The sequence below is a fragment of the Psychromonas sp. CNPT3 genome, from assembly GCF_000153405.2.
Classification (GTDB): domain Bacteria; phylum Pseudomonadota; class Gammaproteobacteria; order Enterobacterales; family Psychromonadaceae; genus Psychromonas.
The window spans coordinates 2,302,271-2,322,648 of sequence record NC_020802.1 but is presented as its reverse complement, the minus strand read 5'-3'; the positions used below and the strand labels follow the sequence as shown (position 1 = coordinate 2,322,648).

Sequence of the window (20,378 nt, the reverse complement as noted above, 5' to 3'; positions counted from 1 at the left end):
ACAAGCATGCGCATTATTTTATTAGGAGCTCCAGGTGCGGGTAAAGGCACACAAGCCCAATTCATAATGGAAGAATATGCTATTCCACAAATATCGACGGGTGATATGTTACGCGCTGCTGCTAAAGCCGGTACTGAGCTTGGCTTGCAGGCAAAAGAGCTAATGGATGCGGGTCAGCTTGTTTCTGATGATCTGATCATTGCTTTAGTCAAAGAGCGTATCGCACAAGATGATTGTGCAAAAGGATTTTTGCTTGATGGTTTCCCTCGCACTATCCCACAAGCTGATGCAATGAAAGATGCTGGCGTATCGATAGATTTCGTTTTAGAGTTTGATGTGCCGGATGAAGAAATTGTTAAAAGAATGGCAGGGCGCCGTGTGCATTCTGGCTCTGGTCGTACTTATCACCTTGTTTATAACCCACCAAAAGTGGAAGGTAAAGACGATGTAACAGGTGATGATTTAAGTATTCGTCCTGATGATGAAGAAACAACAGTGCGTAAACGTTTAGATATTTATCATTCATTAACAGCGCCTTTAGTTGCTTATTATCAAGCAGAAGAAAAACAGGGCCGTGGTAAACATTACAAATTTGATGGTACTAAATCAGTTGATAGTATCAGCGCTGCAATAAGTAAAATTCTGGGTTAAGAAATAAACTTATTTATAAATATTATATACCCATGTTATTTCAAGGTGCTTTGTCAGGCACAAGCTCGGTAACCAGAGCAAGGCGTAACATGAACGAATGGTTATTCCCTTTGTAATTGTTGCAACGCAGGGGGGGGGGCGAGCTTGCGCCCCGAAGGGCAAGGTAACTCGCACCCATCTGCGTTGTTATAAAATCTCGACTTAGAACGACTAGGCTTCAATTTTATGCCTAGCATCTTGGCACGATTTTCCTTGCTGACTTTGCACCTTGAAGTATCATGGGTATATAGGGGCTTTTGGCCCCTTTTTTATGGGTATAGATTTCTAAGGGCGCTCTCCTGCCTCTAATCTTTTTTCAATTTCAGTTAATACACTGGGTAAGTCATCGATAGTATCAATCATATAATGCGGGTTTGATTTTGCTAAAACGACGCGTGCTTTTTGCCTTGCCTGCTCGAGTGTTTTTTTGTCTGCTTGCTGGTATTGCTGATAAGTTAAACCGGCTTCGTTACCGGAAAGTAATAATGCAACAGTCCACATTCCTGCGTTATGACCCTCTGTAATGCCGGGAGTCGAATCATCAACTTTAATACAATTCGCAACGTTACTAACCCCTAAATCAATGACATTCTTTAACACCATAAAAGGTGCAGGGCGACCACCGTGCTTAAGATCGTCAGTGGCGACAATACAATCTGGCACATAGCCATGTTTAGCTGCGACTGGAATTAATATATCCATGACGGCGCGCGGATAACCCGTACAAGATCCAATTTTAATGCCTTGTTTTTTTAAATCATTAACAACATTAATGGCATTTAAAATAGGCGTCGCATGATCCACTACTTTTACTTTTTGTAAGGGAATAAAGCGTTGATAGATTTTATCTATATCAGCATCATCCATCGATTTTCCAAATTGTGTTACCCAGCGTTGATTAACACTGTCTAATTTGCCAACTGCCTTAATATGATCCCACTTTCCAAGGCCCATCGGTACACGTGCTTCTTTAAGTGTTATTTCAAAAGCATATTCTTTTTGGAATGCTTCTACGAAAATAGTTGTGGGAGCAAAAGATCCAAAGTCGACAATAGTACCGGCCCAGTCAAAAATCACGGCTTCAATAATATTTTTTCGATCTGTTAGCCTTTTTTGTATGTTGTTCATCATCTATTACCTTAGTTATTCGTTAGTTAATTTAGATTTATATGTTTTTAGCTAAATATTAAACACTGGCTTAAGCACATTGTGCTTTTTCCCAGTACATCACCTTTTTAATAGCACTCAGGAGGCGCGTAATATCGTCCGGATAAACTTCTCCAATATTGCCAATTCTAAAGCAATCCGCATCACTGACTTTGCCGGGATAAATAACAAAACCGGTTTCTTTTAATTGCTCATAAAAACGTTTAAATTGATAATCACTGGCACGTGGTGAATAAAAGGAAGTAATAATGGGAGAGTGTAGGGCGTCGTTTAACAACGTTTCAAAACCAAGCTCACGCATCCCTTTTACTAAACGTTGTTGGTTTGTCTGGTAACGATTTTGGCGTTGAATAATGCCACCTTCTTGGGCCAATTCGAGTAAGGCTTGATAAAAAGCGCGCACGGTATGTGTCGGGGACGTAAAACGCCATTTACCATGATTTTCTTGCATACATTGCCACTGCGCATATAAATCTAAAGTGAGTGATCGCGCTTGATCTTTACATGCTTGCATTGCTGATTTTTTGGCAATAATAAAACCAAATCCGGGGACGCCTTGAATGCATTTATTAGCGGAACTTATCATAAAATCAATCTCTAACTCGCCAATATCCATGACAATGCCACCAAAGCTAGACATCGCATCAACGATCACAATTTTATTGTGTTTTTTAGCGATTTCACAAAACTGTTGAAGTGGATTTAACATGCCGGTTGTGGTTTCACAATGCACCATTGCGACATGGGTAATACTAGTATCGCGATTTAACATTGCTTCAAACTGTTGTAAATCGACAGTTTGCGTTTCTTTGTGTTGTAAGGTGACATAATTTATTTTTAGATACTGTGCAATTTGGCCGATACGCGCACCATAAGCGCCATTATCAATAACCAATAACTTATCTTGCGGGCCAAGTGCGCTACCAATAGTAGCTTCTACACTTGCCGTCCCCGAACCCTGCATTAAAACACAGGTGTAATTGTCATGTGTGGTTGCCAGTTTTACCAGTTTATGGCGAATAACGTCAACAATCTCTTTATTGTATTGGTCATCCCAAGTGCACCAATCTTTAAGCATTGCTTGGCGCACACTCTGTGAAGTAGATAAAGGACCCGGAGTTAACAATAGATAATCATTTTTCATATATCGCCTCTTTATTTGGTGTAGACCAGAATTTAATTTCACTTTAACGGCTCAAATTTGATTGGTAAATAGCCAATAGGACGATTTAACAAAAGTTTAATATTCGAGAAAAAATAAAGTGTTTTTAGATATAAAAATTATTAATTGTCTTAAATCGGTAATAAATTTGTCATAAATCACCTGTAAGGTTTTGCGTTGTACAACGGTGACAGCCCCATAAAAATAGAAATGAAAATTGGCAATAAAAGCCAAATGGAGAGATAAAATGAAAATGAAACTTATTAACGTAGCACTTGCAACAGTATTCACGCTAGCTGCAACAGGTGTTATGGCAAAACAGCAGGTTATCGTATATACCGCTTTTGAAACGGATATTTTAGCTAAATATAAAAATGCCTTTGAACAAGAAAATCCAGAAATAGAAATAAAATGGGTACGTGATTCAACTGGGATCATCACCGCTAAATTATTAGCCGAAAAGAATAACCCACGAGCTGAAGTTGTTTGGGGGGTTGCTGGCTCTTCAATGGCGCTATTAAAAAATGAAGGGATACTAAAAACGTATACGCCAAAAAATTTGAGTGCGTTAAATAATGCGCTAAATGATCCACAACCTAACCAAGCTTGGTTTGGTAATGACGCTTACTTTAATGCAATTTGTTTTAACGATATTGTGGCAAAACAATATCATCTTCCTAAGCCCACATCATGGGATGATCTCACAAAACCTATTTATAAAGGGCATATAGCGATGCCAAATCCTGCATCTTCTGGCACAGGATATATGCAAGTTTCGGCCTGGTTACAAACCATGGGTGAATCTCAAGCCTGGGATTATATGCAGAAGCTAGATAAAAATATTGCGCACTATACACATTCAGGATCAAAACCTTGTGTACAAGCAGGTATGGGTGAAGTCGCTATCGGTATCTCTATGGCAAGTCGTGGCGCGAAGCTTAAAACGCAAGGCGCGCCCCTTTCCGTTATCTTGATAGATGGCATCGGTTGGGAGTCTGAGGCAGTCGGTTTAGTCAAAGCAAGCGCTGCTGCTAAACGTGTGGTTGATTGGTCTATTTCGAAAAATGCCAATGAGCTGTATATCGAAATGTATCCCGTAGTGGCGCATAAAGACGTAAAAGCCACCGTTCAAAACTTCCCAAATGTTAAAAAAGCAATGGCCGATATGGACTTTGCACGTATGGGTGATGAACGCGCGGCTGTTTTGAAAAAATGGTCAGAAAAGTTTGATAGTAAATCTGAACCTAAAAATTAAATGTTGGTGAGGTAAAGAGGACACTTCTTTACCTCATATTATTTTCCTTATTCGCAATGGCGAGAGATGGATTGGTTCTCAATTTTTTATTTATTAGGTTTTTATTATGAAAACATATCTACGGATTGAAAATGTTGTCAAAAAATTTGGACAATTTACCGCATTGCAAAAGATCTCATTAACGATCAAAGAAGGCGAGTTTGTTTGTTTTTTGGGGCCTTCTGGTTGTGGGAAAACGACTTTATTACGCAATATATCGGGCTTAGAGGCTCTGACCTCGGGACGTATTTTCCAAGGGGGAGTCGAAACGACACATTTGCCAGCTGAAAAACGTGATTTTGGTATTGTATTTCAATCCTATGCATTATTTCCTAACTTAACAGTACAAGAAAATATCGCGATTGGGTTACAAAATACAGGCCTAGGGAATATTGAATGCAGTAAAGTCGTCGAACAATGGTTAGAGATGGTAGGGCTTTTAAGTGAAGCGCATAAATACCCAAGCCAACTTTCCGGTGGTCAGCAGCAACGTGTTGCATTGGCTCGCGCCTTAGCCTTATCTCCAGGTTTGTTATTATTAGATGAGCCATTATCTGCACTTGATGCCAAAGTGCGCATTCACTTGCGTGAAGAAATCTGCAAATTACAACGTAAACTGGGTATTACAACCGTCATGGTCACACATGATCAAGAAGAGGCACTTGCCATGGCAGATAGGATCGTTGTCATGAATAAGGGGGTAATTGAGCAAATTGGTACCCCGCAGGAAATTTATGAAAAGCCTGCTAATCGTTTTGTAGCGAGTTTTGTTGGTATTACTAATTTTATTCCTGTGTCGGTAATTAATAGCCATCTTATGCGAGTGGGAGAGGATTTGTTGAGTATCCCACCCAAAATACAAGAGCGAGTCACTGTTGGAAACGTATTCGATTTAGCTATCCGTCCCGAAGGTTTATATTTTTGTGAAAAAGGTGAACAAACTATTGCGGTTAATATTAAATTTATTGAGTTCCAAGGTCCGTACTGCCAAGTTGAATGCCGCTTATGGGATGATTTAGTTGCGCCGAGTATTTATGTCAATGTCCCCATTCGTGAAGCGCGAAAATTAAATTTGAAGCAACAAGAAACTCGCTATTTAGCAATAGATGATACGCACTTAAATGTTTATCCATCACAGCAGAAAAGATCTCAAACTGTTCAGGCAGCTTAAGGGTAACTTATGAATGTCACGCCGATCAATGAATTTAAAAATCCCCCACATAAGTCTATAAAACGTTATTTTAATCGTTTTAGCCAAGAGCAATTGATTTTATTGATCAGTCTTACTTTGATCTCTTTATTTTTACTCTTATTTATTGTCGCACCCTTATGGAACATACTACGTAGTAGTGTGTTGGATAGCGCTGATAATTTTGTAGGGATAGTCAATTTTCAAGACTATTTTGCATCTCGCGCCGTTTGGTATTCATTAACGAATACCCTGACGCTCGGGATCGTTGTTATGTTTGTTGTCGTATCTCTCGCTTTTATTTATGCCTACGCACTAACCCGATCCTGTATGCCGGGCAAAAAACTTTTTAAATTATTTGGCATGGCGCCTATTTTAGCGCCTTCATTACTCCCTGCGATAAGTCTTATTTATCTTTTTGGCAAGCAGGGCGTGGCAACGCCATTACTTTTTGGTCATTCTGTTTATGGTTTTATTGGTATCGTATTGGGTCTCATATTTTGGACGTTCCCACACGCTTTAATTATTTTATCAACCTCACTCCGTACTTCAGATGCGCGCCTTTATGAAAGTGCGAAAGCATTAAAAACAAGTGCATTTAAAACCTTTTTTGTGGTGACGTTACCGGCTGCAAAGTACGGGCTTATCAGTACATTAATTGTCGTTTTTACGTTAGTTGTTTGTGATTTTGGCGTCGCAAAAGTCATTGGTGGAAGTTATAACGTATTGGCGACAGATATATTTAAGCAGGTGGTCGGCCAACAAAATTTCTCGATGGCAGCGGTGACAGGACTTGTTCTCTTATTGCCTGCGTTGTTTGCTTTTGTTGTTGATCGCTGGGTACAAAAAAAGCAGCAGAATCTTTTTGATAGTCGCTCAGTGCCTTATCAGCCAGAGCCTCAAGCGTTACGCGATGGGATTTGTTTTGTATATTGTTTATTTATTTCAATATTGGTGCTGGTGGTGTTAGGTATGGCTATTTATGGATCATTAGTGACCTTTTGGCCTTGGAATAAAGCATTATCCTTTAATAATTACAACTTCTCAGAGATAAGTACCTATGGATGGGAACCTTTTTGGAACTCATTACAATTGGCGAGTTGGACTGCCTTATTAGGTACCTTTGTTATTTTCATTGGTGCTTATAGCATGGAAAAAGGACGTGCATTTATTAGGTTGCGTCGTTTTTTACAGATGTTGAGTGTCTTACCGATGGCAGTACCCGGTATGGTACTAGGGCTCGGCTATATTTTCTTTTTCAATGATACTCATAATCCCTTAAGTTTTTTATATGGCTCTATGTTTTTGTTAGTGCTCAATACCACGGTTCATTATTATACGGTGGCACATATGACGGCTATCTCAGCTATTAAACAACTACCTATTGAGTTAGAGGCAAGTGCCATATCCATTAAATTACCACAATATAAATTATTTTGGAAAGTAACGTTACCCGTCTGTTTACCTGCGGTGTTTGATATCGCAGATTATTTATTTATTAATGCCCTAACGACCACCTCGGCAGTTGTCTTTTTGTATTCAACCGACACGATACCGGCCTCTGTCTCAGTGTTAAACATGGATGATGCAGGGCAAACAGGCGCTGCAGCCGCGATGGCTGTGATGATCATGCTGGTTGCACTACTGGCTAAAATGCTACATTTGATCCTTGATAAGTGCTTTGAGAATTCAACGCAAGCATGGCGTAAGCGCTAAGGATCCTGTGCAGTATATTAAAATTAAAGAAAGGATTATTGCGCAAATCGAATCTGGTTTGTTTACTAGCGGGAAAAAGCTCCCCTCTGAGCGCAAAATGGCGCAAGCGTTTGCCACAACGCGGGTAACAATTCGAGAGGCGCTTAGTGCATTGGAGGCGGAGGCGCGTATATATCGAGAAGTGAGACGAGGCTGGTTTATTTGTCCTAAACCTTTGCGTTATGATCCGCATTTAACGCTGAACTTTTTACAGATGGCTAAACTTCAAGGGCGAGGCGCGTCCACAACATTATTGATGGCGCAACGTACGTTAGCGACTCAGCAAACAGCAAATTTATTGCGAGTACCTCTTTTAAGTGAGCTCTATCATTTGATCCGTGTACGTTACTTAGATCAACGGCCCGTGGTATACGTGATTAATTATATCAAAGCGTATTATTTTGAAAACTTTCTCGATGTGGATTTTACACCGTCATTAACGCTTGCCTACCAAAAACATTACTCAGTTAGCTATCAAAGCACCCATTATCGCGTGAGTAGCACCTCGTTATTTGGAGACGCAGCCACGGCATTAAGAGCAAAACAGGGGAGTCCTGCGATGTTGGTTGAGAGAGTCAATTACGATAAGCAAGGGCGTTTAATTGATTGTGACCTTGAATATTGGCGCCACGATGCGTTGTGTATTGAGTCGGTTGCTCAGTTTATTCCCTTGCCGAGTTAATGTTGTAGAGGGTGATTATTTGTGGGTTTTACTGAGGTGTTATTTTCACTCAATCTGCCAATAGCAGGCCAAATTACTGCAAATGGCAGGCCAAATTATTGCAAAGGGTAGGCCAAATTTAACGTATCTACACCGTTATAAAACATCAACGTAGAATAACTGTTTTTTATTTTATGCCGTGAGCTGTGCCTATATTGCTTGCTGACTTTGCATCTGAAGTATTAAGGGTATTTATGTCAATTTTTGCCATCTTGTTGATTATTCTCTCCGCATTGTTACATGCAAGTTGGAATATATTAAGTAAATCCAATAAAACATCGGTTCACGTTTTTTTCTTTATGGCATCACTTTGCATGGCATTATTATTATTGCCTTTCTTATTATGGTTTTATTTCTCGGCAGGTTATGAACATTTTAGTCCTAGATTTTGGTACTTAATCTTTTTCAGTGGCATTTTTCAAATTATTTACTTAATGGGGCTAGGACTTGCCTATAAAAATGCGGATGTAGGCGTTGTGTATCCCATCGCAAGAGCTCTTCCTGTTTTAATTGTTGGTGCGTTTGGTTTTTTGCTGGGTGATATCATTTTAGTGAAACAGTGGCTAGGTTTTTTACTGATCACCGGAGGGTGTATATTGGTGCCCTTAATTTCGCTACGCCAATTTAAGTTATCGCATTATCTGCATGTCAGTATTGCTTGGGCTGTGCTAGCGGCTATTGGCACTACGGGTTATTCCATCATTGATAAGTTGGCTCTAAGTGAATTATTATTACACTTAGAGTCGCAGCATACGCAAGCACAGATAGCTATTTTTTACTTGGGGATGCAATTTTGGGCTGCGACCTTACCCTTAGGAATAAGCTTTATCCTAACCGGTAATTCACACTATTTTAGGCAAGCGTGGAAAATAAAAAAACCGGCTTTTTTAACTGGATTTATGATGGCCGGTACTTATGGTCTCGTGCTCTATGCCATGCTATTAACGACTAATGTAAGTTTGGTGGTGGCATTAAGGCAGGTAAGTATTATTTTTGGTTTGTTATTGGGTTTTATATTCCTAAAAGAAAAAATGTATATGCCCCGTATTATGGGCTGCTTATTGATGTTATTAGGCTTGGTGATTGCTTTGTCAGGGTAAAAGTAGCGTAAGAAAATATGGCGTTAAGCGTCACTAATCAGCACTTAATGTTCATTGGAAAGGGTTATATCCTGTTGTTATTCAGATTGCATATTGTATGTAAACAACCTAAGGATTTACGCATGAACACATCGAAAAAACACCTATCTTATTGGCTTAAAGACGCTTTAGAAAAAGAAAAGCCGGCCCCTGCAAAAACATTACAACAAGATATAGAGACAGACGTATTAATTGTGGGTGGTGGATATACGGGGTTATGGACTGCCATATTACATAAGCAACAAGCCCCTGATAAAACAGTCACTCTTATTGAAAAAGGACTCTGTGGCAGTGGTGCATCAGGCTCGAATGGAGGCTGTTTATTAACCTGGTCAAGTAAGTATCCTACGTTAAAAAAACTCTTTGGTGAAACGCAAGCGCAATGGCTGGTTAAAGAATCAGAGCAGGTTATCTTTGAAATAGAAGACTTTTGCGCAGAGCACAATATTGATGCACAATTATTGATTAATGGCAGCTATTACAGCGCAACAAACAGTGCACAGCAAGGTACTATGGCGCCTTTAGTTAGCGTTTTAGAGGCATTAAACATTAATAGTTGGCAAGCGTGTGCAAGTAATACATTGGCCTCTAAAACCGGCTCTAAAAAAAATAGAGAAGCTTATTTTTCTAAGGCTGCAGGTACGGTGCAACCTGCAATGCTTGCAAGAGGGTTACGAAAAGTAGCATTATCATTAGGTATTAACATCTATGAAAATACGCAGATGTTATCGCTGCATTATGGACAACCTGCACGCGTTATTACGGAGCAAGGCTCGATCACCGCAAAGCAGGTGGTTTTAGCGATTAATGCTTGGATGGCTGAAAAATTTAAAGCCTTTAAGCACAGTATTGTAGTGGTGTCGTCCGATATGGTGATAACAAAACCTATCCCTGAATTACTAAAAAAACACGGGCCTGAAAAGGGGGTGAGTGTCGTCGATTCACGTATTTTTGTGCACTATTATCGCGACACGATAGATGGTCGATTGATGTTAGGAAAAGGCGGGAACTGTTTTTCATTCGGCAATAAAATAGAGCCGATGAGCAATCAAAAAACACGTTACTTACCTTTATTAAGCAACGCTTTTTCGAACTTATTTCCGCAACTTAACGTCACTGAATTTGCCGATAACTGGACGGGAGGATCGGATAGGACAATTACCGGACTTCCTTTTTTTGGTAATATTAAAGGTCAGCCTAATATTATTTATGGTTTAGGTTATTCCGGAAATGGTGTGGCACAGACGCGCATTGGCGCTAAAATATTAAACGCGATGTTATTAGGTAACAATGACAAATGGGCCAATTGTGGATTGACCGGTGGGCCACGTGGTTACTTTCCGCCAGAGCCTTTTTGCTGGCTTGGCGCGATGTGTGTGCGTAATGCCATTAGGCGCAAAGAAGACGCGGAAGATAATGAGCAACATCCTCGTTTAATAGATAAATGGCTTGCAAAACTTGCAGGAACGGCCGGTAAAGCGGATAAAATATAAATGCTTATGTAGGCTGACATTAAATTGTCATATAAGTAGGCTATCTTACAATATTTATTAAATAGGGTAAGTCGATGCGCAAACTACCACCTTTAAATGCGTTACGTGCTTTTGAGGCGGCTGCGCGTCATCAAAACTTAAGTAAAGCCGCCAAAGAGTTAAATGTGAGCCGCACGGCGGTAAGTCAACAGGTTAAACAACTAGAGTTATATCTAGATGCACAGCTGTTTATACGTAATGGCTCGTTATTACAATTAACCGATCAAGCTGCGCATTACCTCCCGCTACTCACAAGTAACTTCGATCGCTTAGAAAAAGGCACATTACATCTTTTTGAACGTAATAAGAAACAACAGCTGATCATGCGCATAGCACATAGCTTTTGTCAGCAATGGTTATTGCCTCGATTGGCTGATTTTAAACGCCAACACCCTAACATCAGTATTAAAATATTAACCACGAATAATATTTATCCACAAAAAAATGAAAATATCGATTTAGAGATCCTCAATGGTTATGTGGATGTCATGGATCCTGATGCGATAAAATTAACGCAAGAGTCGTGGCTGGTGGTGGCGAGCCCTCACCTCAAAAGGTTGCAGTCATTGCAGACGCTCGAGGATTTAGCCTTAGCCGATAAAATAAGTACGTTGGGATACCATGAAACATGGCAAGATTGGTTTTTATTACAGAACTATGCCGATAAAGTAACAGAGCCTCATCTTTTATTTGAAAATAGTCAATTATCCATTGAAGCGACGATTAATGGCCTCGGAATATTATTTGTACGCTCGTTGTTAGTTGCGGATGAGCTAAAAGAGGGGCGTTTAGTCGCTTTAAGTGAGGTGACATTAAGCAGTAAAAGTCATCATTATTTAATATGTTACCAAAATCATGCACCCAAAGAAGCATTAGATAATTTTACACAGTGGCTATTGCAATGTTTTCGTTAGTTGACCTATTTGACTTTTTTTTAGTGAAGCGTAATAGAGGGTAACCCATCAACCATTTAACATGATATTATTTAATGGGGACTCAGTCCCCATTTTTAATGGATAAATGGGATCATATGAATAAAAAACGTGCGGTACTCCTTGTTAATTTAGGAACACCTGAGCAAGCAACGACAAAAAGTGTACGCGCTTTTTTAAAATCTTTTTTATTAGATAAACGGGTTGTTGATATGCCTCGTTTATTTTGGCTACCTATTTTATATTTAGTGATCCTGCCCTTTAGAGCGCCACGGGTCAGTAAGTTATATCAAAAAATATGGGAAAAAAAAGGCTCACCGTTACGAATATTGAGTGAATCTTTAAATGAAAAAGTGGCTCTAGCATTAGAAAAAGATAATGTAAAATGTGTATTAGCGATGACTTATGGCGCCCCCTCAATAGCCAATACGCTACAAAAACTCAGTGATGAAGGTATCACTGAGTTAACGATTATTCCTCTTTATCCTCAATACTCGGTATCGACCACCGCGCCTGTTTTTGATCAAGTAGGGCGTTTCATAAAGGGTCAAATTAATTTTCCAGGGATAACCTTTAAAAATAACTATCATGATCATCCCTTGTATATCGATGCACTATGCCAGTCAATACAAGCGCATTGGTTAAATCATGGGCGTGCAGAGAAATTGATTTTTTCTTTTCATGGGATCCCACAACGCTATGTTGAAAAGGGCGATCCTTATCAGTGGCAGTGTGAGCAAAGTGTTGCTTTAGTGGTTAAACAGCTCGGATTAAATTCGCAAGACTATTTAATTGCTTATCAATCACGTATGGGACGAGAAGCATGGCTTATGCCGTATGTTGATTTAGAGTTGAAATCAATGGCTAATGAGGGCTGTTCGAGTGTTGATATAATTTGTCCTGCTTTTGCAACCGATTGTTTAGAGACGCTCGAAGAGATGGCGATGCAGAACAAAAAAATATTTATAGAGGCGGGTGGTAAAGACTTTCATTATATTAGTTGTTTAAATGACGAGCGTAGCCATATTGAGTTACTGCGTACGCTCGCATTAAATTAATTACTGTACCAGTAACCACTATTAACAAGAAAAGTGAAAAAGTTCTGTGCATTTTCATTTTCAGTTAATAACTCAATTAATTCACTGCCGACTTCATCTTGATCACATAAATGGTGACCGAGCTTATTAAACTCACTGCAGTTATATTGTGTGCCATTAATATAAATAAAGTCTGCATCTTGTTCAAAGTAGATAGCGCGTAAGCCACCTAAACGGGTGAATTGGGCGCCTTCATTAAATAGCGCTAATATTTGGGTATTTGAATGCGCTTCATCACACACGGCAATATCCAAATCATGCACACTTTCACTGAGCATTTTACCAAGCCAAGGCATTAGTTGCTCGGGTGTTTGGCAACTTTCTAGCATTGTTTTGTGTAAACCAATCAGTTCATGAGCTTCAATTTTCCCTGGTTTTTCACGATGTTGCATATTTTTATCAAGATAGCGCACGCAGTTATCTTGCTCATCAATGCAGTGATCAGTAAAGCTACTTAACAGATCATTTTGATCGGGTGCACGAAAGCCAACGCTGTAGTTTATAGATGGCTCGATAGCATAACCTTCATGCGGGAAACCAACCGGAATATACAAGATATCACCGGGCTCAAGCTCTACATCAATAATGGCATCAAAGGCTGCACAATGCTTTAATGCTGCATGGGCTGTAAATTCATTTAGCTCAGTTTTAGCGCCAACACGCCAATGTCGTTTACCTAAGCCTTGAATAATAAAAACGTCATAATTATCGATATGAGGTCCGACACCGCCGTTCACACTGGAGTAGCTGATCATTAAATCATCAAGGCGCCAGTTTGGTAAAAATCGAAAAGGTCGAATGAGTTGCTGTGCATCTTCATGCCAATGATCAACGGCTTGTACTAATAAAGACGTTCCTTTTTGCTCAAGCTTATCAAAAGAAGTAAATGGGCCATGTTCAGCTTGCCATTTATCTTGCTCATCTCGGTATACAAGGCGGCTTTCAACTTCTTCTTCCATTGCAAGTCCGGCTATTTCATCCGGCATAATGGGATCTTGAAAATCAGCAAAGCCTTGTTTTATTAATAAGGGCTTTTTTTGCCAATAAACGTCTAGAAAGTGATTGATATCTAAATTGAGTTGGAACATAACGCCTCAGCTAATTAAAAAGTAAGAGAAAAGAATGAGTATAACCTTATGTTCCTTTCAGATGCAAAAAGCCACTAATATATTATCGACATAAGCCGTTTGAGAGACTCTAACATGTATTATTAGGCACTCACGAAAATAACGGCTAGACGCAACCTTGTTAAAAATTATCCCCTTGGTTAGTCGGCGTCATTCGAATGAGAGGGGTTATCTAATAAATGTTTTATGGCGTAAATACCTTGTTGGAAGATTTTTTCATCTTCGATGCCCATTAAGGCTAAGCGAATGTGTCCTGAAGGCGTTTTACTGGCGCTAAAATGATCGCCATGACTGACTAATATATTTTTTTGATTAGCAGCTGCAATAAAATCATCAACACACCATGCTGGTGGCAATTTTAGCCATAAGTGATAGGCTGCGCTACTGTCCTTCATACTTAATGAAAGCACTTTTCGAGCAAATATTTGTCTTGATTTGGCAATGTGACGTTGATTATCTGCCATCTTAAAGGCTTCGCCCGAGAAAATTAAAGCGCTACTAATGGCGTAATTTAAGGAGGAGGCTTGCCAAACCGACGTTCGGATCGCCGCATAAACCTTTTGTAATTGATGTGTGGGTGTTTTAATAAAAGCGCAACGTAAAGCGGGACTAATCGCTTTGGATAGCCCTGAAAGATAGAAGCTTTGCTGCTCAATAAAATGGGAGATAGCGGGAATATACTGCTGATTTAAAAACCCATAGATATCATCTTCAATTAGCCACGCATCACTGCCTTTTATGACGTTAGCTATTTCAATTCTGCGCGCCTCCGGCATAGTGAGCGCGGTTGGGTTTTGCTGTGAGGGCACAACAATGACTAACTTGGGTTGGTGCTCAGTGAGTACGTTACGCAGTGCATCAGCACGCATTCCTTGTGCATCACAGCTTACCTCTATGAGTTTTACGCCATGTGCGTGTGCGATAGAGAGTATACCGGGGTAAGTTAAACTCTCAATCGCAATGCTATCGCCTGCTTGCGTATAGGCTCTCATTAAAATATCGAGGGCGCTTTGAACACCAGGGGTTAATAATATTTGGTCGACACTGGCGTCTTTTAACGCATATTTTTTAGCCCATAAAAGAGCTGCTTGGCGATGCTCAATCGCGCCCGTATCTGCGCTATAAGAAAGAAGTTCTGGGGTGAGCGTTTTGAACACTTCGAGACTTGCTTGAGATATTTTTGGCAGGTTAAGACCAACACAAGGCTGGATAATTGAAAAGTTAAACTGGTTGTTATTAGCATCTGCTTGGATCACAACTTCAAATTTACTCGCACTACAGACAAAAGTGCCTCGACCGACAAACGATTCTACTTTTTGGCTATCAACAAGGCATTGATACGCTTTGGCGATAGTGACCGGTGTGGTTGAAAATTCAGTCGCCAGTGCGCGATGCGTGGGTAATTTAGTGTTTTCGCCATACAAGCCAGAATGGATCCGCGCTTCAATAATTGAAGCTATGTTTTTAAATTTACTAATACTCACGTGATCCCCCTCAAAACAACATAACTAATCATACGTTAAGTCAATAAATCAGCAATAGGTAATGATAGCAAAAGAACTAAAAAAATGATCAGTCTTGCAGGAAAAATTATCCAAACCCGCGTTGTGATTTTTGAATTGAGAACCACTATATCCTGCAACTCACGTCTTGTTAGTACTCATTTTTCCGGCGTAACACATGATGACGACATTAATTGCATTGCTATTAGTCGCAGTTAAAGAAAATAAAATTGACATAGGTCAATTTTATTATTAAGCTGTTTTTTTGTGCTATTGACGATCTAAGGAAATAAAATGCAACCAATAAAAGTAAGTTTTGTAGGACTTGGGGTGATGGGAATGCCCATGGCAAGCTATTTGCAAAAAAATGGCTATGTGACCACTGTCTTTAATCGTACGACGCAAAAAGCCAAACAATGGGCGCAAAAAAACCAAGGTGAATATGCGTTAACCCCTAAAAGTGCGGTCGAAAATGCACAGGTTGTCTTTATTTGTGTCGGTAATGATGATGATGTGCGCAGCGTTTTATATGGTGAAGAGGGCGTTTTAGCGGGGCTTAAAAAAGACACTATTTTAGTCGATCATACGACGACATCAGCAAGCCTTGCGCAAGAAATAGCTGAAAAATGTAAAGCGTTAAATATTCATTTTGTGGATGCGCCTGTCTCTGGCGGACAAGCGGGTGCAGAGCTGGGTAAGTTAACAGTGATGTGTGGTGGTGAGCCTGCTGTTTTTGAAAAACTTCAGCCTCTGTTTAAGTGTTACGCGAAGCAAACCTCGTTAATGGGTAAAAATGGGCAAGGACAACGCGCAAAAATGGTGAATCAAGTCTGTATTGCGGGCGTATTAAAGGGCTTAAGTGAAGCGTTATCATTAGCTAAAGAAGCGAACCTTGATATTGAATTACTGACAGATACGTTAAAATATGGCGCCGCAGGATCTTGGCAGTTAGAAAATAGAGCCGTGTCGATGCAAAATGATAAATTTGATTTTGGATTTGCGATTGATTGGATGATCAAAGATTTAGGCTTTTGTCTCGATGAAGCAAAAAAATATGACTTAGATTTACCAATGACCCGTGAAGTGAATGAAAATTATAAAGCATTAAGTGCGCAGGGGCTTGGAAAAATGGATACATCAGCATTAATAAAATATCAACGCTGATGTATTGATGGCGCTGTAAAAAAAGGTTTTTACAGCGCTTTATTATTAAGCCATTTTATCAACTAAGTTAATCGCTTGGCCAATATAATTAGCGGGCGTCATCGCTTTCAGCTGCAGTTTTACAGCATCGGTTAACGCGAGCGTATCAATGAAATCACTCATTGCAGGGCCATCTACACGCTTACCACGAGTTAGCTCTTTTAATTTCTCATAAGGCTTATCAATACCGTAACGGCGCATAACAGTTTGAATTGGCTCCGCTAAGACTTCCCAGTTACTGTCGAGATCTTTAAGCATGCTTTCTTGATTAGGCTGTAATTTACTGATCCCTTTCAAGCTTGATTCATAAGCGATGATGCTATAACCGATAGCAACGCCTAAATTACGTAGGACCGTTGAGTCGGTTAAATCACGCTGCCAGCGAGACACGGGTAATTTTGAGCCTAAATGTGCAAAAAGGGCATTAGCAAGACCTAGGTTGCCTTCTGAGTTTTCAAAATCAATAGGATTGACTTTGTGTGGCATCGTGGACGATCCAATTTCACCGGCAATGGTTTTTTGTTTAAAATGACCCAGACAAATATAACCCCAAACATCACGATCGAAATCTAATAAAATGGTATTAAAGCGCGCTATCGCATCAAATAATTCTGCAATATAGTCATGTGGTTCAATTTGAGTCGTATAAGGATTAAATGTCACCCCTAAACTTGTTACAAATTCTTCTGCAAATACTTGCCAATCAACATCTGGGTAAGCACTGACATGTGCATTATAGTTACCCACAGCGCCGTTGGCTTTACCTAACATTTGTGTACTTTCAATTTGCTGTAGTTGGCGTTGTAAACGTGCTACCACGTTTGCCATTTCTTTACCCATTGTGGTAGGTGAAGCTGGTTGGCCATGCGTTCGAGACATCATTGGCATTGCTTTATACTCAATGGCCTTAGCTCTGATAGCTTCTATAATACGCTTGCAGTAAGGTAAAATAACCTCTTCTTTAGCGCAGCTAAGCATTAAAGCATGAGATAAATTATTAATATCTTCAGAGGTACAGGCAAAATGAATAAATTCATTAATGGCATGTAATTCTTTATTATTCGCTACTTTTTCTTTTAAAAAATATTCAACCGCTTTAACATCATGATTTGTTGTCGCTTCAATATCTTTGATACGTTGTGCATCTTTTTCAGAAAACTGCGTAATGATAGCATCAAGCTCTGCATTGGCTTGTGCTGAAAAAGCGGGAACTTCAGCGATCTCTTTTGTTTGCGCTAGTTTTTGTAACCACCGAACTTCAACTTGTACGCGATATTTGATCAAACCAAATTCACTAAATATATGGCGTAAAATTGCAGTTTTACTACCGTAACGGCCATCAACGGGTGATACGGCGGTTAGTCCTGAAAGTTCCATTTGTTGCTCCTAAAAAGGTAGGTTGTTTAAATAGTCATTTATATGCACTTTTTTATGCAAAATTAAGCCCTGAAAAGCTTAAATTCGGCGTAAATTTTGCTCTGTTTGGTGTAGCATTGCTTTGCGAGAAAAAATCAATTGACGACGTTTGCCGCCAATTTGGCGCCATAATACAGCAGCGCGAACACCGGCTAATAACAAAGCGCGAATTTTATGTTGAGTGCGCTCTTGTTGCAAGCAAGATGGGGAGCCATTTACTTGGATTTTTGGACCTAAATCACTGATCAAGTCTTTGTAAATCAAGTTTAAGTTATTTAAAATATTATCATCATCAATATTGGCATCGGCTAATTGATGCTGTATTTGATTGATGCGAGCGCCTAATTGCGCCCCAACACTCGGATCTTCCGTCAGTTTCTTTTCAAGCGCAAGCATACCAATAATGTATTTTGTTACCTGCATATTGCGCCCTTTGGTACTGCCATTGAGTTGATCTTGCATACTCTTCAAGCCTACCTCCAAACTGCTATAGCCTCCAAATACATCCAAAGGTGAATTACTATCTACACGAAGAATAGAAAGCAGAGATGCATCAAATGCATTTAAGTTAGAAACATTACCGGTACAAGCTAATTTATCAACCAGATAAGCCGCTTGGCACATTGCGGCAAAGGCGATACAACGTGAAGGAAGATCATGATAAGACATAATTAAATTTTCTCTTGTAAGTGTTGTTCGATAATAGCGCCACCTAAACAGACTTCTTGCATATAAAATACAGCTGATTGTCCTGGGGTCACTGCGCTTTGTGGCGTCTCAAAGATGACTCTTAAAGTATCATCATCGAGGGGGGTCACGGTACAAGGAACATCCTGTTGGCGGTAACGTGTTTTTAGTGTGCAAGTAAACGCCTCTTTAAGGATTTTTCTATCAACCCAATCACATTTCGTTGCGATCAAACCATAAGATAAAAGGGCTGGATTATTGGCGCCTTGTGCAACCAATAAACGATTATTAGGCATATCTTTAGCGACAACATACCAAGGATCTTCATTAGCGTCTTGACGACCACCAATGCCTAATCCCTTGCGCTGACCTAATGTATGGTACATTAAACCTTGATGCTTACCGATAACTTTGCCCTCTGGCGTGACAATGTCACCGGGCTGCGCTGGAAGATATTCTTGTAAGAAATCAGTAAACTTACGCTCACCAATAAAACAGATCCCGGTACTGTCTTTTTTATTGGCAGTAATAAGACCTTGCTGCTCGGCAATACGTCGCACTTCTGGTTTTTCTAATTCGCCAACAGGGAACAGTGTTTGTGCTATCTGTTTTTCGCCCACGGCATATAAAAAGTAACTTTGATCTTTATTTGTATCAAGGCCACGCAGAAGTTGCACATGTCCATTCACTTCACGGCGACGAACATAATGTCCTGTGGCAATAAAATCCGCACCTAAATCTTCGGCTGCAAATTCTAAGAAGGCTTTAAACTTTATTTCTTTATTACACATAATATCAGGATTTGGAGTACGTCCTGCTTTATATTCAGCGAGGAAATGTTCAAAAACATTATCCCAATATTCAGCCGAAAAGTTAACAGTATGCAACTTGATATCTAATTTATCACAAACCGCTTGTGCGTCTTGAAGATCTTGAGCCGCCGCGCAATACTCACTGCTATCGTCTTCTTCCCAATTCTTCATGAATAGCCCTTCAACCTGATACCCTTGCTGCTGCAGTAAATACGCGGATACAGATGAATCGACACCGCCGGACATACCGACGATCACTTTAATTTGGCTATTGTCTGTCATAAAATATTCTCCTACTAATTTGGAGTGTGATTTTAGCAGAAAGTAAACAATAAAACAGTGCCAACATAACTAACAATGCGAATGTTTTCGGTCGTCAATGCTAAGACTAAATAAAGCACTTGGATTGGTAACGGATACAGAATGCCTTTTTGTATCCGCTTAAGAAAAGGTTTGCTTATTAAGGCATAACATCGCGTTTTATCGGATTATCGAGTGATATTAATGTTTCGGTTGATTGAATTTCATCAATAGCTTGCACTTTATTAATGAGTGTCGTTTGTAAATGCGCGATAGATTTGGTCATTAGTTTGATAAAAATACTGTAATTTCCCGTGGTGTAATAAGCTTCAACTACTTCTTCAAGCGCTTCTAATTTTTTAATGGTAGCAGGATAATCTTTGGCATTTTTAAGGTTAATACCAATAAAGCAACAAACATCATATCCAAGCGCTTTTTCATTGAGTACGACTTTAGTTTTTTCAATGATCCCTGCAAGTTTCATTTTTTCGATACGCACATGGATAGTACCGGCACTGACTAAGAATTTTTTAGCTAATTCAGCATAAGCCACACGGGCATTATCGGCTAAAGCATACAAAATGCGTTTATCGAGATCATCGATTTCATAATGATTGGGCATATATAGGGTTCTTTTTTATTGAATTGTTAGT

Annotated in this window: 18 protein-coding genes; 10 read left to right on the top strand and 8 right to left on the bottom strand. The window is 39.7% G+C overall.

The genetic code is table 11. The features are described 5' to 3' along the window. Positions 1-6: 6 nt before the first annotated feature. Entirely contained in the window at positions 7-651 is a 645-nt protein-coding gene (gene adk / locus PCNPT3_RS10250) for an adenylate kinase (protein ID WP_015465800.1), read from the top strand. Positions 652-975: 324 nt separating this feature from the next. Here the strand turns inward: adk and phnX are convergent, their stop codons facing one another. Continuing rightward, positions 976-1,818, bottom strand: coding sequence for a phosphonoacetaldehyde hydrolase (gene phnX, locus PCNPT3_RS10245; protein ID WP_015465799.1), 843 nt, complete (start codon positions 1,816-1,818; stop codon positions 976-978). 70 nt (positions 1,819-1,888) lie between these two features. Further along, positions 1,889-3,001 (bottom strand): 2-aminoethylphosphonate--pyruvate transaminase, encoded by a 1,113-nt coding sequence (gene phnW / locus PCNPT3_RS10240; RefSeq protein ID WP_015465798.1) that lies wholly within the window; start codon positions 2,999-3,001, stop codon positions 1,889-1,891. A 265-nt stretch (positions 3,002-3,266) separates the two neighbouring features. Here phnW and PCNPT3_RS10235 point away from each other — a divergent pair, with 265 nt between their 5' ends. From PCNPT3_RS10235 to hemH, 8 genes are all read left to right on the top strand, one after another. Next, positions 3,267-4,274, top strand: a complete 1,008-nt coding sequence (locus PCNPT3_RS10235; RefSeq protein WP_015465797.1) for a putative 2-aminoethylphosphonate ABC transporter substrate-binding protein — start codon at positions 3,267-3,269, stop codon at positions 4,272-4,274. Positions 4,275-4,380: 106 nt separating this feature from the next. Further along, the gene (locus tag PCNPT3_RS10230) at positions 4,381-5,484 is read left to right on the top strand and encodes a putative 2-aminoethylphosphonate ABC transporter ATP-binding protein (protein WP_015465796.1); all 1,104 of its coding nucleotides are present in this window, start codon (positions 4,381-4,383) and stop codon (positions 5,482-5,484) included. A 9-nt stretch (positions 5,485-5,493) separates the two neighbouring features. Beyond that, complete coding sequence (locus tag PCNPT3_RS10225; RefSeq protein WP_015465795.1) at positions 5,494-7,218, top strand: putative 2-aminoethylphosphonate ABC transporter permease subunit; 1,725 nt, start codon at positions 5,494-5,496, stop codon at positions 7,216-7,218. Between the two features lie 7 nt (positions 7,219-7,225). Further along, positions 7,226-7,939 carry a UTRA domain-containing protein gene (locus PCNPT3_RS10220; protein WP_015465794.1) on the top strand — a complete coding sequence of 238 codons (714 nt, stop codon included), beginning with the start codon at positions 7,226-7,228 and terminating at the stop codon, positions 7,937-7,939. A gap of 233 nt (positions 7,940-8,172) precedes the next feature. Beyond that, on the top strand, positions 8,173-9,078 hold the full coding sequence (locus PCNPT3_RS10215; protein WP_015465793.1) for an EamA family transporter: 906 nt from the start codon (positions 8,173-8,175) through the stop codon (positions 9,076-9,078). 122 nt (positions 9,079-9,200) lie between these two features. After that, positions 9,201-10,610: an FAD-dependent oxidoreductase gene (locus tag PCNPT3_RS10210; protein WP_015465792.1), complete on the top strand. Its 1,410-nt coding sequence runs from the start codon at positions 9,201-9,203 to the stop codon at positions 10,608-10,610. Between the two features lie 74 nt (positions 10,611-10,684). Further along, positions 10,685-11,563 (top strand): LysR substrate-binding domain-containing protein, encoded by an 879-nt coding sequence (locus PCNPT3_RS10205; protein ID WP_015465791.1) that lies wholly within the window; start codon positions 10,685-10,687, stop codon positions 11,561-11,563. A gap of 116 nt (positions 11,564-11,679) precedes the next feature. After that, positions 11,680-12,639, top strand: a complete 960-nt coding sequence (gene hemH, locus PCNPT3_RS10200) for a ferrochelatase (protein ID WP_015465790.1) — start codon at positions 11,680-11,682, stop codon at positions 12,637-12,639. Here hemH and PCNPT3_RS10195 read toward each other — a convergent pair. Together PCNPT3_RS10195 and PCNPT3_RS10190 are read right to left on the bottom strand one after the other, a co-directional pair. Continuing rightward, positions 12,636-13,766, bottom strand: a complete 1,131-nt coding sequence (locus PCNPT3_RS10195) for a cupin domain-containing protein (protein WP_015465789.1) — start codon at positions 13,764-13,766, stop codon at positions 12,636-12,638. The genes hemH and PCNPT3_RS10195 overlap by 4 nt on opposite strands. A 179-nt stretch (positions 13,767-13,945) precedes the next feature. After that, positions 13,946-15,289, bottom strand: a complete 1,344-nt coding sequence (locus PCNPT3_RS10190) for an aminotransferase-like domain-containing protein (RefSeq protein WP_015465788.1) — start codon at positions 15,287-15,289, stop codon at positions 13,946-13,948. Positions 15,290-15,601: 312 nt separating this feature from the next. Between PCNPT3_RS10190 and PCNPT3_RS10185 the strand changes: the two genes are divergently transcribed. Next, positions 15,602-16,471: an NAD(P)-dependent oxidoreductase gene (locus PCNPT3_RS10185; RefSeq protein WP_015465787.1), complete on the top strand. Its 870-nt coding sequence runs from the start codon at positions 15,602-15,604 to the stop codon at positions 16,469-16,471. Between the two features lie 45 nt (positions 16,472-16,516). Here PCNPT3_RS10185 and purB read toward each other — a convergent pair whose 3' ends face one another. The 4 genes from purB to asnC all read right to left on the bottom strand — a co-directional run bounded on the left by purB (position 16,517) and on the right by asnC (position 20,347). Further along, complete coding sequence (gene purB / locus PCNPT3_RS10180; RefSeq protein WP_015465786.1) at positions 16,517-17,887, bottom strand: adenylosuccinate lyase; 1,371 nt, start codon at positions 17,885-17,887, stop codon at positions 16,517-16,519. Positions 17,888-17,965: 78 nt separating this feature from the next. Continuing rightward, a complete protein-coding gene (hflD, locus tag PCNPT3_RS10175) occupies positions 17,966-18,595 on the bottom strand; it encodes a high frequency lysogenization protein HflD (RefSeq protein WP_015465785.1) in 630 nt (209 codons plus the stop codon). 2 nt (positions 18,596-18,597) lie between these two features. Continuing rightward, positions 18,598-19,746 carry a tRNA 2-thiouridine(34) synthase MnmA gene (gene mnmA / locus PCNPT3_RS10170; RefSeq protein WP_269571710.1) on the bottom strand — a complete coding sequence of 383 codons (1,149 nt, stop codon included), beginning with the start codon at positions 19,744-19,746 and terminating at the stop codon, positions 18,598-18,600. A 139-nt stretch (positions 19,747-19,885) separates the two neighbouring features. Next, positions 19,886-20,347: a transcriptional regulator AsnC gene (gene asnC / locus PCNPT3_RS10165; RefSeq protein ID WP_015465783.1), complete on the bottom strand. Its 462-nt coding sequence runs from the start codon at positions 20,345-20,347 to the stop codon at positions 19,886-19,888. Between the last annotated feature and the right edge of the window lie 31 nt (positions 20,348-20,378).

Bases quoted from the DNA above. Each gene is read 5' to 3' on its own strand.
- adk (WP_015465800.1), top strand. From the start codon at position 7: ATGCGCATTATTTTATTAGGAGCTCCAGGTGCGGGTAAAGGCACACAA.
- phnX (WP_015465799.1), bottom strand. From the start codon at position 1,818: ATGAACAACATACAAAAAAGGCTAACAGATCGAAAAAATATTATTGAA.
- asnC (WP_015465783.1), bottom strand. From the start codon at position 20,347: ATGCCCAATCATTATGAAATCGATGATCTCGATAAACGCATTTTGTAT.
- purB (WP_015465786.1), bottom strand. From the start codon at position 17,887: ATGGAACTTTCAGGACTAACCGCCGTATCACCCGTTGATGGCCGTTAC.
- PCNPT3_RS10215 (WP_015465793.1), top strand. From the start codon at position 8,173: ATGTCAATTTTTGCCATCTTGTTGATTATTCTCTCCGCATTGTTACAT.
- PCNPT3_RS10225 (WP_015465795.1), top strand. From the start codon at position 5,494: ATGAATGTCACGCCGATCAATGAATTTAAAAATCCCCCACATAAGTCT.
- PCNPT3_RS10230 (WP_015465796.1), top strand. From the start codon at position 4,381: ATGAAAACATATCTACGGATTGAAAATGTTGTCAAAAAATTTGGACAA.
- phnW (WP_015465798.1), bottom strand. From the start codon at position 3,001: ATGAAAAATGATTATCTATTGTTAACTCCGGGTCCTTTATCTACTTCA.
- hemH (WP_015465790.1), top strand. From the start codon at position 11,680: ATGAATAAAAAACGTGCGGTACTCCTTGTTAATTTAGGAACACCTGAG.
- PCNPT3_RS10205 (WP_015465791.1), top strand. From the start codon at position 10,685: ATGCGCAAACTACCACCTTTAAATGCGTTACGTGCTTTTGAGGCGGCT.
- PCNPT3_RS10185 (WP_015465787.1), top strand. From the start codon at position 15,602: ATGCAACCAATAAAAGTAAGTTTTGTAGGACTTGGGGTGATGGGAATG.
- PCNPT3_RS10195 (WP_015465789.1), bottom strand. From the start codon at position 13,766: ATGTTCCAACTCAATTTAGATATCAATCACTTTCTAGACGTTTATTGG.
- PCNPT3_RS10210 (WP_015465792.1), top strand. From the start codon at position 9,201: ATGAACACATCGAAAAAACACCTATCTTATTGGCTTAAAGACGCTTTA.
- PCNPT3_RS10235 (WP_015465797.1), top strand. From the start codon at position 3,267: ATGAAAATGAAACTTATTAACGTAGCACTTGCAACAGTATTCACGCTA.
- hflD (WP_015465785.1), bottom strand. From the start codon at position 18,595: ATGTCTTATCATGATCTTCCTTCACGTTGTATCGCCTTTGCCGCAATG.